This is a genomic window from Pokkaliibacter sp. MBI-7 (genome assembly GCF_029846635.1).
In the GTDB taxonomy this organism is placed as follows: Bacteria; Pseudomonadota; Gammaproteobacteria; order Pseudomonadales; family Balneatricaceae; genus Pokkaliibacter.
Genome location: NZ_JARVTG010000001.1, coordinates 479755 through 492749 on the forward strand (window position 1 = coordinate 479755; position 12995 = coordinate 492749).

The 12995-nt window shown below is 61.1% G+C and carries 14 protein-coding genes and 1 pseudogene; 9 read left to right on the forward strand and 6 right to left on the reverse strand.

Features of this window, described 5'->3' with window-relative positions; translation table 11 throughout:
- Positions 1-307 precede the first annotated feature (307 nt).
- Positions 308-1270, forward strand: coding sequence for an NADP-dependent oxidoreductase (locus tag QCD60_RS02305; protein ID WP_279782034.1), 963 nt, complete (start codon positions 308-310; stop codon positions 1268-1270).
- A gap of 213 nt (positions 1271-1483) precedes the next feature.
- The gene (locus QCD60_RS02310; RefSeq protein WP_279782036.1) at positions 1484-1834 is read left to right on the forward strand and encodes a cyclophilin-like fold protein; all 351 of its coding nucleotides are present in this window, start codon (positions 1484-1486) and stop codon (positions 1832-1834) included.
- Positions 1835-1889: 55 nt separating this feature from the next.
- Here QCD60_RS02310 and QCD60_RS02315 read toward each other — a convergent pair whose 3' ends face one another.
- Positions 1890-2792, reverse strand: a complete 903-nt coding sequence (locus tag QCD60_RS02315; protein ID WP_279782038.1) for a LysR family transcriptional regulator — start codon at positions 2790-2792, stop codon at positions 1890-1892.
- A gap of 101 nt (positions 2793-2893) precedes the next feature.
- Between QCD60_RS02315 and QCD60_RS02320 the strand changes: the two genes are divergently transcribed.
- The 7 genes and pseudogenes from QCD60_RS02320 to QCD60_RS02350 all read left to right on the forward strand — a co-directional run bounded on the left by QCD60_RS02320 (position 2894) and on the right by QCD60_RS02350 (position 8798).
- A complete protein-coding gene (locus QCD60_RS02320; protein WP_279782040.1) occupies positions 2894-3337 on the forward strand; it encodes a cupin domain-containing protein in 444 nt (147 codons plus the stop codon).
- A gap of 143 nt (positions 3338-3480) precedes the next feature.
- Complete coding sequence (locus QCD60_RS02325) at positions 3481-4638, forward strand: iron-containing alcohol dehydrogenase (protein ID WP_279782042.1); 1158 nt, start codon at positions 3481-3483, stop codon at positions 4636-4638.
- A 71-nt stretch (positions 4639-4709) separates the two neighbouring features.
- Positions 4710-5357 (forward strand): annotated as a pseudogene (locus tag QCD60_RS02330) (NAD(P)-binding domain-containing protein); the annotation flags it as partial.
- A 55-nt stretch (positions 5358-5412) separates the two neighbouring features.
- Positions 5413-6183, forward strand: a complete 771-nt coding sequence (locus QCD60_RS02335; protein ID WP_279782044.1) for a glucose 1-dehydrogenase — start codon at positions 5413-5415, stop codon at positions 6181-6183.
- A gap of 18 nt (positions 6184-6201) precedes the next feature.
- The gene (locus tag QCD60_RS02340) at positions 6202-6696 is read left to right on the forward strand and encodes a cupin domain-containing protein (protein ID WP_279782045.1); all 495 of its coding nucleotides are present in this window, start codon (positions 6202-6204) and stop codon (positions 6694-6696) included.
- On the forward strand, positions 6665-7450 hold the full coding sequence (locus tag QCD60_RS02345) for a carboxymuconolactone decarboxylase family protein (RefSeq protein WP_279782047.1): 786 nt from the start codon (positions 6665-6667) through the stop codon (positions 7448-7450). The genes QCD60_RS02340 and QCD60_RS02345 overlap by 32 nt, the downstream gene beginning before the upstream one ends.
- 133 nt (positions 7451-7583) lie before the next feature.
- A complete protein-coding gene (locus tag QCD60_RS02350) occupies positions 7584-8798 on the forward strand; it encodes an MFS transporter (protein ID WP_279782049.1) in 1215 nt (404 codons plus the stop codon).
- A gap of 32 nt (positions 8799-8830) precedes the next feature.
- Here the strand turns inward: QCD60_RS02350 and QCD60_RS02355 are convergent, their stop codons facing one another.
- From QCD60_RS02355 to QCD60_RS02375, 5 genes are all read right to left on the reverse strand, one after another.
- Positions 8831-9997, reverse strand: coding sequence for an alpha-hydroxy acid oxidase (locus QCD60_RS02355; protein WP_279782051.1), 1167 nt, complete (start codon positions 9995-9997; stop codon positions 8831-8833).
- Between the two features lie 136 nt (positions 9998-10133).
- Positions 10134-10640, reverse strand: coding sequence for a flavin reductase (locus QCD60_RS02360; protein ID WP_279782053.1), 507 nt, complete (start codon positions 10638-10640; stop codon positions 10134-10136).
- A gap of 15 nt (positions 10641-10655) precedes the next feature.
- The gene (locus QCD60_RS02365) at positions 10656-11624 is read right to left on the reverse strand and encodes a PDR/VanB family oxidoreductase (RefSeq protein ID WP_279782055.1); all 969 of its coding nucleotides are present in this window, start codon (positions 11622-11624) and stop codon (positions 10656-10658) included.
- Positions 11625-11716: 92 nt separating this feature from the next.
- A complete protein-coding gene (locus tag QCD60_RS02370; protein ID WP_279782057.1) occupies positions 11717-12469 on the reverse strand; it encodes an SDR family NAD(P)-dependent oxidoreductase in 753 nt (250 codons plus the stop codon).
- 42 nt (positions 12470-12511) lie between these two features.
- Complete coding sequence (locus QCD60_RS02375; RefSeq protein ID WP_279782059.1) at positions 12512-12994, reverse strand: aromatic-ring-hydroxylating dioxygenase subunit beta; 483 nt, start codon at positions 12992-12994, stop codon at positions 12512-12514.
- Between the last annotated feature and the right edge of the window lies 1 nt (position 12995).

A 12995-nucleotide genomic window follows, 5' to 3' on the forward strand; every position in this document is an offset into this window, starting at 1 on the left:
CGGAACAATAAACCGGCCACCCAGGCGCTGACGCACACTTCGTCCGCGCCTTTATGCCGTCCCTGCCGGGGCGACTTCTCCTCTGTCACCTCGCCCCCTCTATTCATGTTGGGCCTGTTGCTGTGGGGCCTGCAGATCGAACCGCCTGCCGGATGCAGAGCGCACAGACGGCTGTAGAAACAGGCAAGAAATCCGGTGAACTGTGATACCGGCTGCCCTTGGCCTGCAGCGACAATGCCGGCAGTTACGGCCGGCAATAAACAGTGATCCCGGCCTGCCTCCTCCTGCTCATTGAAGGTGCATAACGATGCGAGTAATCGGACTGAATCAGTACGGTGGACCTGATGTTCTTGAGGCCTTTGAACTGCCGACACCCCATGCAACCGCCGGGCAGGTGCGGGTAAAGGTCCATGCTGCTGGCATCAACCCGGTCGATGAAATGCTGCGCTCTGGCGACCTCGCCAGCTGGTATGCCGGTGCGCCCTACCCCTACATCCCGGGGATGGATATCGCCGGCACTCTTGATGAGATCAGTGCCGACGTTGACCCTGCACTGGGTTTGCGTGTGGGTCAGCGGGTCACCGGCATCGTTGATAACTTCGGCAACTACGGCGGCTACAGTGAATATGTCTGCCTGCCCGCACGCTCCGTTACCGCAGCACCACCGCAGGCTTCCTTTGCCGAGGCAGCCTCGTTCCTGATGAATGCCCTGACAGCCAGAAACGCGCTGGATAATCTCACGCTCGCAGCGGGCGCACGCATTCTGGTGACCGGTGCTGCCGGTGCAGTGGGTGCCTATACTGTGGCACTGGCAAAAGCAGCAGGGTTTGAACCCGTTGCCATAGCGACAGCAGCCGACGAGCCTTTGCTGCACAAGCTGGGCGCAGCCATGGTGATAGCGCGTGGAGATCATCTGGCACAGCGCGTGCGGGAGCACTTCCCGCAGGGGGTCGATGCCGTCGTCGATGCCGCCTGTATACAGCCACAGATCCTGGCGGCTGTGTGTGATCAGGGGCAGATTATTGTCCTGCGCCCAGCCAGCAACGAAACACTGGAGCGCGGCATTACTACCCGTTTCGTTAATGTCCGGGAGCGCGCCACCGACCAGCCTGCCATCAGGCAGCTGGCAGATCAGGTCAGCGCCGGTCTGTTACCGATGCGGGTAGAAGCCGTGTTTCCCGCCAGTGAGGCGGCAGCTGCTCACCGCCGTCTTGATCAGGGCCGGCTGCGCGGGCGCCTTATCCTCGACTTTGAACACAGCGGGCTGTGAGCAGAGCAGAGGATGAGCACACAAAGGCACCTGTCCTCATGCAAACTGTCGGGTATAACAGCGACGCTGCTGCTGTGGGTACTGATGCTGCTGGATATGACAGTCTGCCGGGCAGCCGGCAGCTCCCCTGTCATCCATGACAGCCATGATAGTCCTGTCAGCCCTGACAGCCTCACGCAGGCCCACCGCACTTCAGAAGAGGAATCATTCACCGTGAAAATACAGTTGCTCGTCAATGGCAAAGCCCTTGATGCCACCCTCAACGACAGCGCCGCCAGCCGGGACTTCATGTCACTGCTGCCGTTAACACTGACGCTGACAGACTATGCCTCCAACGAAAAGATAGCCGACCTGCCGAAGAAACTCTCCCTGCAGGGGGCTCCGGCAGGCATCGATCCGGAGGTGGGCGATATCACTTACTATGCCCCCTGGGGCAATCTGGCGATTTTTTATCGCGACTTTGGTTATGCCAAAGGTCTGGTATCTCTGGGTCGTATCAATGCTGACATGTCATTGTTCGCCGGCAAAAGCGCCATGCAGGTGACGATGCGCAGGACAGAGTAGCCATCCGGGGTTCCTGCAGAACGTGGCCGCCCCCTTCACGGCCACGTTCTGGCCTTTATGACGCGTCCCGCCGGTAGCGCAAATGCTCGATAACCAGCCGGAATGCTGCCGTCTGCTGGCGACGACTGGGGTAATAGAGATGGTAACCGGGGAAGCTGTCAGACCATGGTGCCAGTACCTCCGTCAGGGCACCGCTGTCCAGATAGGGCTGCACCTGGGCATCCGGTAGCTGCGCCAGCCCGACACCGGCGAGGCAGGCTTCAAGAATCTGCAGCACACTGTTCATGATCAGCGGGCCTGAGACACGCACGCGAAACTCGTTTTCCCCGCTGCCAAACTCCCACGGATAGAGACCACCATGGGTGGGCAGGCGCAGATTGATACAGCGATGCGCCATCAACTCCTCCGGCTGCTCTGGCACCCCATAACGGGCCAGATAAGCCGGTGCCGCGACCGTCACCATGCGCATATCCGGGCCAATGGGGACCGCCACCATATCCGCATCGATAATCCCGCCAAGACGCACTCCAGCATCAAAGCGCTCAGCCACAATGTCGGTCAGGCCGTAGTCCGTCATGAGTTCAACCGTTACCTCCGGGTAGCTTTCCAGTATTGGCAGCAGCTTGGGCCACAGCACATGGCGCGCTGCAAACTCATCGGCAGTAATACGCACGGTGCCTGAAGGGCGCCGGCGCAGCTCCGATACCGCACTCAGATGCGCCTCGATCTGGTCCAGCAGGGGAGCGATTTCACTCAGCAGCTGCTCACCGGCTTCGGTACGGGTGACGCTGCGAGTGGTACGGGTCAGCAAACGCACGCCAAGACGCTCCTCCAGACCACGCATGGTCTGACTGACAGCGGACGGCGAAACCCCCAGATGCGCTGCCGCACGGGTGAAACTCCCCTCCCGGGCCACCGTCACGAACACCACCAGATCGTTCATTCCGTTCAAGAACATTATTAAGCTCTGCTTCATTCCGAGTTCTTTATTCTGCATATACTCGAATTAATAGCCAGTCACTACACTTTGTTCATTCACTACAGAACAAGGTGACCGCCATGACTGATACCGATCTGACCAATGACGACATGCAAGTACATCGCGCCGGCGCCAGCAAAGCCATTACCGGGCCTGCCGAGTGGTTTACCGGCCGCGTACGCATTGATCGCATCTTCACTGCGCCGGCTCCCGCCCGTGTGGGAGTGGCCGTTGTCAATTTTGAACCGGGCGCCCGCACCAACTGGCACACCCATCCGCTGGGTCAGGCTCTGCTGGTCACTGACGGCGTAGGCTGGACCCAGTGTGAAGGCGGCCCTAAGACAGAGATCCGCTCCGGTGATCTGATCTGGTGTAACTGCGGACGTCGCCACTGGCATGGCGCCACCGACACCACAGCCATGCAGCATGTTGCCATCAACGAATTTCTGGATGGCAAACCCGTTGACTGGCTGGAACCCGTTACCGATGAGGTTTACCTCGCCGGTCCGGTGAAAAAAGACTGAGTTCAGCAGCGCAGGCACGTCAGGCAGCCATCACCGCCCTGACCTGCCAGCCACCCGACTCCCCGTATTTCATCGCGGCCACTGCGTGCCGCGCAGCAACAGGGCTCTCGCCACCGGCAGAGTCGCTGAGGACAAGACTTCACATGAACAACTTCACCTTCTTCAATAACACCCGGATTATCTTCGGCGAGGGACAGATTGCTGCCCTGCGCGAGCAGATCCCGGCTCAGGCACGCGTACTGATCGTCTACGGTGGCGGCAGTATCAAGAACAACGGCATCTTCACTCAGGTCACTCAGGCACTGGAAGGAGTTACCTGGTTTGAGTTTGGCGGTATCGAAGCCAACCCACATCTGGAAACCTGTCTTGAAGCCGTTTCCCTGGCGCGCGCTGAGCAGGTCGACTTCCTCCTCGCGGTCGGCGGTGGCTCGGTCATTGATGCGACCAAATTCATCGCCGCAGCCGTGGCCCATCAGGGCGATCCCTGGGAGATCATCGCCAGCTTTGGCGCCGCCGTGCAGGGCGCACTGCCCATTGGCTGTGTGCTGACCCTGGCGGCGACCGGTTCAGAAATGAATCCGACCTCCGTCATTACCCGCGCCTCGTCCAAAGACAAGCTGTTCTTCAACTCTGACTACGTGCGCCCACAGTTCTCCATCCTTGATCCGCGTACCACCTACTCCCTGCCTGCCCGTCAGGTAGCCAACGGCGTGGTCGACTCCATGGTTCATGTGCTGGAGCAGTACGTTACCTATCCGGTCAATGCCAGAGTGCAGGACCGTTTTGCCGAAGGTCTGCTGTCGACCATCATCGAAGAAGGCCCCAAAGCACTGAGTGAGCCGACCAACTACGAGGTACGCGCCAACCTGATGTGGAGCGCTACCATGGCCCTCAACGGACTGCTGTCCACCGGCGTACCGGGTGACTGGGCATCCCACCTGATCGGGCAGGAGCTGACTGCGCTCTATGGTCTGGACCACGGCCAGACACTGGCCATCATGATGCCGGCCATCTGGACCTACAAACTGCAGCAGAAGCAGGAAAAGCTGGTGCAGTACGGTCGTCGCGTCTGGCACATCGAGGATACCCAGCCTGAGCAGGTTGCCCTTAAAGCGATTGAGCAAACACGCCAGTTCTTCGAAAGAATGGGCGTGGCGACCCGCCTGTCAGCCTACGGTCTGGACGAGCGCGTGATTGCCGAAGTCGTAGCCAAGCTCAAAGAACATCAGTTTGTGCAGCTGGGTGAGCATGGCGACATCACTCCTCAGGATGTGGTCAACATTCTGCAGCTGGCCCTGTAGTTGATCCGCGGCGGTGGCGCCCTGCCACCGCCAGACTCACGCCTTGCCTCTGCACCAGCAGTCGGAGAACACCCATGAAGATAGGCATTCTTGGTTCAGGTCGCATGGGCGGCAACATAGGTACTGTGCTGGCACGTGCCGGTCACGAGGTGACGTTCAGCTATTCGCGCAGTGAAGCGCGTCTGCAGGCGCTGGCCCGCCATGCCGGGAGTCACGCCCGGGCAGGTACGGTCGCAGAGGCAGCCAGCGCTGAGGTGATCCTGCTGGCGGTGCACTGGAGCCAGCTCGATGACGTACTGGCTAAGGCTGGCACGCTGTCAGGCAAGGTGGTACTGACGTGCTGTGTGCCACTCAATCTGAGCGATACCGAGCTGGTGGTGGCCCATCACCACTCCGGGGCAGAAGTCGTGGCCGAGCGACTGCCCCATGCCGCCGTGGTCGCCACCTTCCAGACCACGCCCAGTGAAGTGCTGCTGCCGGTTTATGAACATCGTCATCAGTCACCGCGACCTTCCCTGCTGTACTGCAGTGACGTCCCCGCAGCCCGGCAGACAGCAGCAGCGCTGATCAGCGATGCCGGGTTTGCACCGGAAGATGCCGGCCCTCTGCACATCGCCCGCTACATAGAACCCTTTGCCATGCTCACTGCGCAGCTGGCTTATGGCCACCGTCAGGGGCCTGCACTGACCTATCGTTTTTCGCGCTACCAGCTCAGCTGAGGAGCGGATGCCACTACGCCCCTGACGGGCTCACGTTTATTGCAGGAATGTATGTATGACTTCTGTTGAGTACAACTTCAGTGGCCAGGTGGCGCTGGTCACCGGTGCAGCCTCAGGCATGGGGCTGACAGCAGCGCGCGCCTTTGCCAGAGCAGGCGCGGCCGTGGTGCTGGCTGATATTCGCCGTGACGCCTTACAGGCCGCCGCCGATGAGATGGCCGCCGCAGGTCATCAGGTTCTGGCCGTCCCCGGCGATATCACCGACGAGGCCTATGTCAGTTTGCTGGTGGAAAAAACAGTCAAAACCTTCGGCCGTCTGGACGCGGCGTTTAACAATGCCGGCATTCAGAGCCCCGCCGTGGAGACGGCAGATGTCCCGAGCGAAGTCTTTGACCGCATTATCGATATCAACATGCGCGGAGTCTGGCTGTGCATGAAGTACCAGCTGCTGCAGATGCGGACTCAGGGCAGTGGCACCATCGTCAACAACTCATCACTGGGCGGACTGGTAGGCGTACCCGGACGGGTGGCATACCACGCCGCCAAGCACGCACTGGTCGGGATGACCAAAAGCACAGCACTGGAGTACGCGGCGCAGGGGATTCGTATCAACGCGATCTGCCCCGGCATCATCGCAACACCGATGGTCGCAGACATGCTGGAAGGCGAAACCGACGTCATGAACGAGATGATGAAAGACGTACCCATCCGTCGTCTGGGTACCTCAGAGGAAATAGCTGACGCTGTTCTCTGGCTTTCCAGCCCCGGCGCCACCTTCGTGGTGGGCGTGGCACTGCCGGTCGACGGTGGCTACACCGCACGTTAATCAAAGGAGAGTGAAGACATGCCTTATCGGAGTTTACTAACGCTGCTCGCTGCAGCAGCACTGTATGCAGGTGCAGCACATGCGGATGATGTCGCCTCATCACAACAGCAGATTGTGCGCGCAGGTGAACAGGCATCGATTGCCGGCCCCGCCCAGTTCTTTACCGGCAGCGCACGTATCGATCCGGTCTGGCCTGCCGACGACCACATTAATGCCTCAGGCGCCCTCGTGACCTTCGAGCCTGGTGCCCGCTCCGCCTGGCACACCCATCCTGCCGGTCAGCGGCTGGTGGTGACCTCAGGTGTCGGTGTGACACAGGAGTGGGGCAAGCCGGCGCAGATTATCCGCCCCGGCGATGTGGTCTGGTGCCCTCCCGGCGTCAAACACTGGCACGGCGCGGCCTCCGCTACAGCGATGACGCATATGGCCGTCACCGCCACTGTCGATGGCAATAACGTTAACTGGATGGAGAAGGTCAGCGATGAGCAATACCAGCAAGCCCAAAACCACTAAGTCAGGTCTGGCCATTGGCGCCATGACGCTGGCACTGGGGCTCGGTGAACTGCCGCAAGCCGCCCATGCTCAGCAGCAGGACAGCCAGCAGCCCGCCACGGCAGTGACTACAGCAGACACTCTGACCCGGCGTCAGCAGGCCATCATTCCTGTTGCGGCCTATGCCGCCGCAGGCGATATGCCCGGTTTACAGCGCGCACTGAATGAAGGGCTGGATGCCGGGCTGACGATCAGCGAAGCAAAGGAAGTACTGTTGCAGCTCTACGCCTATGCAGGCTTTCCGCGCAGCCTCAATGCGCTGGCTGAGCTGATGAAGGTGGTCGAAGCGCGTAAACAGCAGGGTATTAACGACGCACCCGGCCGTGAGCCCGGCAAGCCGATTCCGCAGGGAGAGGCACTGCTGGCCGCCGGTACTGCAAACCAGACCCGTCTGGCGGGCGCACCGGTCGGCGGGCCCCTGTTTGACTTTGCCCCGGCCGCCAACGAGTTCCTGCGCAGCCATTTGTTCGGCGATATTTTCGAGCGTGACAATCTGGACTGGCAGAGCCGCGAACTGGCTACCGTCGGTATGCTGTCGGCTATAGCCGGTGCCGAACCCCAGCTGCAGGCACATATCCGTATCAGCATGAATACCGGGCTGACAGCCGCCCAGCTGCAGCAGCTTGGCAACGTGCTGGCTGACCGCACTGACAGCACCATGGCCAGCCGCGCCCGGGAAGCACTGGCACGCCATCTGGCAACCCTGAGCCAGTAAGCGCCTTCTGCAGTTCTGCCCCCGCACCGACCGGTGCACACACACCGGTCAGGCAGCGGCCCCGCAGCAACACGGGGCCGCTGCCGTTTCTGCTTATTCAGCACAACACTCACATATCACGAGGTAGCCGCGCATGAAGCCTGACGCTGACTGGCGAACCTTTATCGGTGCCAGCCTTTCCCTGCTGGTGGTCTACGCCGCATCGGCCACGCCTATTCCACTTTACGGGCTGTACCGTGCGCAAGACGGTCTCAGTTACGGCGATCTGTCTCTCAGCGCCGTAGTGTACTTTGTGGGTGCCGTCACCGCTCTGCTGGTGCTGGGTCGTCTATCCAGCCATCTTGGACGGCGACCGCTGTCACTACTGGCCCTGCTGCTGGTGGTACTGGCGTGCGCTGTACTGCTCAATGTTCACAGTCCGGGGCCGCTGCTGGTGGGACGTCTGCTGCAGGGCCTGTCCTGTGGGCTGGCCTCTACCGCTCTCAGTGCCTGGGTGGTGGACAGCGCACCGCGGTCGCCCGCATGGCTGGCGCCGGCCATCACCAGCTGTGGCCCGATGGTAGGCTTAACGCTGGGCGGGCTGAGTGCCGGCACGCTGGTAGACATCGCACCGCTGCCACGTCAGCTGCCCTTCTTCGTGGTAGGGCTGATGTTACTGCCCTGTGCCTGGTTACTCACCCGTGGCAACGAAACGATCCTTCGCCAGCCGGGGGTGATTGCCTCACTGAAACCCAGGCTGGCGTTGCCTGAGCAGGCACGCAAAGCCTTTCCCGTTGCGGCATGGGCATTTGTCTGCACCTGGGCATTCGGTGGTTTTTATCAGGCCTTCGGGCCCGCTATGGCACGAGAGCAACTGCACTCGGCCAGCGCACTGGCTGCCGCTCTGGTGTTTGCCTCGGTCATGGCCCCCAGCCTGATCGGTGCATCGCTGGCCGGTAGGCTGACTGCACGCACAGCGCAATGGGGCGGAATGGCACTGTTTACGCTGGCGGTGGGAGGGGTGCTGCTGTCACTGGCGCACGGCCAGCTGCTGTGGTTCCTGCTCACCAGTGCACTGGTGGGCATGGGTCAGGGAGCGACCCTGAGTGGCAGCATTCATACGCTGGTCGATGGTACCGCCCGGGAAGACCGTGCGGGCATCCTCGCCACCATTTACGCCACCTCCTACAGCGGTGCCGCGATCCCTACCCTGATTGCCGGGCAGCTGTCAGGTCACTTCAGTCTGCTGCAGATTGCCAGTGCATACGGGGTACTGGCGGTGTTGGGCTGGGGCGCCATCAGCCTGCTGCAGCTGCGACAGCATAACCACTCTGTCAGCGGCCATCACCGCCAGGCTGAGCGAGGTTAAAACGCAGTGCACCGCGAACGGCGGGGCCGGACTTAACCCAGCCAGCGCGGGCCGAGGGCAGCAATATCCTCGCAGCCCATCAGCTGCAGCGTGCGCTTCAGCTCATCGGCCAGCAGGTCCAGTACCCGGCCTGCGCCCGCCTCGCCTGCGGTGGCCACCCCATAAAGGGTGGCGCGGGCACTCAGCACCGCATCGGCGCCCAGCGCCAGCGCTTTGACGATATCCGTACCACGACGGATGCCACTGTCAAACAGCAGCGTGGTTTGCCCGGCAACTGCCGGTGCAATCCGCTGCAGCGCCTGAATACTGCTGAACGAGCCATCCAGCTGACGACCGCCATGATTGGTCACCACAATACCGTCCATACCCAGCGCAACAGCCTGCAGCGCATCGTCTTCGTGCAGAATCCCCTTGAGTACCAGCTTGCCCTGCCAGCGCTGCCGCAGCCGCGCCAGCTTGTCCCAGCTGAACTGCGTATCCATTTGCTCGCTGACAAACTTCATCGAGCCCAGCGCATTGCGCTCCGCCAGTGGAATATAGGGCGCCAGATTACCCAGCACCGGCATACCACCGGGGTACAGTACCCGCTTCATCCAGCCGGGATGCAGCAGCACATCCAGCTTGCTGCGCAGGCTCAGCTGTCGTGGCCGGGCAAAGCTGCGCCGGTCCCACTCACGGTTACCGAGGATGGAGGCATCGGTGGTCACCACCAGCACCTCACAACCGGCACGCTCAGCCCGCCGGATCAGGTCTTCCTGCATCTCGGCCGCTTTCATCGGATACAACTGAAACCAGAAATCCAGCTCAGGCGCCGCCTGCCGCACCGCTTCTATCGTGGCATTGGACACCGTACTGAGGGTAAACGGCAGGCCACGCCGGGCAGCGGCACGGGCCAGTGCCAGATCAGCCTCCGGCCACAGCATGCCGTTATAGCCGCTGGGGCCGATACCCAGAGGTAAGGGATAGCGCTTGCCAAACAGGGTGACGGCACGCTCAGGTTCCGCACAGGGCCGCAGGGTATGGGCCTGCAAGCCGATGGCCTGCAGATCGCTGAGGTTGCGACTCAGGGTCAGTTCATCCTCTGCCCCACCAGCCAGGTACTCCCAGGCAAAATGAGGTAGGCACGCCCGCGCCGCCGCCGCCATTTCCGCCACACTGTGAATCCGCTGCAGGTCGTGCCCCCGGTAGTAGCGCCGCATAGTTCATCCCTGTTATCTGCATCAGCCAGCGCACACCGGCTGGTGGTGCCAGGGTGCACGCGGCGAAGGCTGGAAGGAGCTCACCCAAGGGTGAGCAGGTGGAAGGAAGGTAATGGATACCGGCCGCAGACGCACTTCAACCTTTGGCGACATGCTGCTGCGTCTGCCCCAGACAGTGATAGGCACGGTTGAAATAGACCAGCCCGTGATCCGTACCGCTCAGGCGAATATCTGCGATCTGGCAATAGAACACCGTGTGCGAGCCAATCTCATGGATATCACTGATGCGGCAGTCGAAATTGACCAGCGCCTCATCCAGTGCCGGTGCACCGGTTTCCAGCGTACTCCAGCCGTGGCTGGAAAAGCGTTCATCACTGGTCATGTCACGGTTGGCGAAATCGCCTGACAGCCCCTGATGAGCACCGGTCAGCACGTTGACGCACAGCACCCTGTTGGCCTTGAAGTGGGCGTTGGCGTAAGAGCTGCGGTTCATACAAACCAGCAGCGTCGGCGGGTTGTCGGTAACACTGCATACTGCCGATGCTGTGAAACCAAAGCGCCCTGCCTCACCGTCAGTGGTGATGACGGACACCGCACCGCCCAGCAGGGCCATGCCATTACGAAATTGTTGTGAGTCGATCATGGTCAATCTCCTGCTTCAGATATCCAGCACCAGCCGCGGGCTTCTCGCCCGGGAACAGCACAGAGTCATTTGGTCGTTATCGGCCTTTTCATCGTCGGTCAGATAGACATCCCGGTGATCCGGCTCCCCTTCCAGCACATCACACAGGCAGCTGCCGCAGACACCCTGCTCACAGGACACCTTGACCCTGATACCGACCTCAGCCAGCGCCTCAACGATGGTTTGATCGCCAGCCACGGTCAGGGTCTTGCCACTGCGCTCCGCTACTACTTCGAAGCTGTCGCCATGGCTGTCGACCTCCACCTGAAAGAATTCACGATGAATCTGGCTGTCGGCCAGACCATGCTGCTGCCCGGCACTGATCACCGCGTCCATGAAACTGACCGGGCCACAGACATAAAGATGGGTACGCTCTGCTGCGACACCGGCCAGCAGCTGCGGCAGCTCCAGACGCGCACCGCCATGCTCGGCGGTAAAGTGCAGCCGTACCTGTGCGGCAAACGGGCTGTGCAGCAGATCCTCGACAAAGGCACTGCTCTGTCGGGAGCGGCCACAGTAATACAGCTCGAACGACTGCCCGGCACGGTGCAGGGCATAGGCCATGGCGATCATCGGCGTAATGCCGATGCCTGCGCCGATCAGCAGCGAGTGGCCTGCATTGCTGGCCAGCGGGAACAGGTTGCGCGGCGCACTGATCTGCACTTCGCTGCTTTCCTGCAGGGCGTGAGCAGCCACCGAACCACCGCGTGACTGCGGATCACGCAGCACCCCCAGACGATAGGCGCTGGTATCAGCCGGATCACCACAGAGGGAATACTGGCGTACCAGCCCTTCCCCCAGATGCAAATCAATATGGGCACCCGCTTCAAAGGCAGGCAGTGGCTGCCCGTTCGGGTCGACCAGCTCCAGCGCGATCACCGCCTCACCGTGCTGCTCACGACGACGCACCACGACTTTGAGTAAATCAGACATCACTTCAGACATATCAGCACCTTTGCCGACGGTAATGGCTTAACTGCTGCACAACACAGCCAGTCAGAACGTAATCACCAGTGCAGAAACCCGTGACAACGCCTTTAACGCATAAACAGGCCACCATTCACATCCCAGGTGGTCCCGGTGGTGAAATAGGCTTCCGGGCGGGCCAGCTGCACCACCACATCGCCGATAAAGTCGGCATCACCCAGTCGTCCGGCCGGGATGGCACTGAGCAGTGCAGGCAAACGTTCGGCACTGACCAGCTCCCTGACCATCGGTGATTCAATGGGCCCCGGCGCCACGGCATTGACCGTCACGCCGCCTTTAGCCAGCTCCTTGGCAAATACCTTGGTCAGGGTCAGGATGCCGCCCTTGGACGCCGCGTAATGTGCACCGGTAGAGGTGCCACCATTCTGTCCGGCCAGGGAAGCCATATTGATGATGCGGCCATAACCCTGCTCCGCCATGTAGCCACCGATGACCTGACAGCCGGCGAACACACTGCCAAGGTTGATGCTGACCACCTCGTTGAACTCCTGCAGGTCAATCTCCATGACCGGCGTGGCGCGGGTGACCGCGGCATTGTTGACCAGCACCTGCAGGCGGCCCCAGTGCTCAAGCACCGCGTTCAGTGCCGCGACAAAATCGTCCTTGCACGCCACATTCAGGGCCAGCGCCAGCACCTGTTCACCACTGGCATCCAGCTCCTGTGCGGTACGGGTGGCAGCAGCGCCGTCAATATCGGTGATCACCACACGATAGCCTGCCTGCAGCAGACGGCGGGCAATGTGCCGGCCAACGCCACGGGCCGCGCCGGTTACCAGGGCAACCTGTTGCTCTGAAGGGTTCATACGGGCTCCTTGAGCGGGTAAAGATAAGCAGATGAATCACTGTCAGAAAATAAAGCTGACCGTACGCAGGAAGCCTTCGGCGTGCAGCAGCCGGATAACCTTGCGCTCTATCAGGAAGCCGTCACCGACCGGCCGCAGCTGATATTCCACATCAGCCGGATAGGTAATCAGTCTGCCGTGTCGCAGTTCATTGAGGGTCATGGCACAGCGGGCGATCACCAGCTCCTCGCCCGCCTCCAGCAGGCGAATCCGCGACACCATGCGCACGGTGTTACCGGCCGCATCGGCAGACACCGACTCGCCGCTTTCCAGCCGTGCGACCCGCATGCGGCGCATATCTGCATCGTCCAGCGCCAGGTTCAGGGTGTTGAGGTAATCCGTCTCGTTAATATCGGTCGGCACGATATACAGCCCGTCGGCAGACCACAGCTGCAACCAGTGCTGATACTCCTTGTGGTCGAGCAGATCAGCCTCGTACCAGATGAATCCGGCCACTTTGCTCAGCAGTTCGGTGTTGGTTTTCATC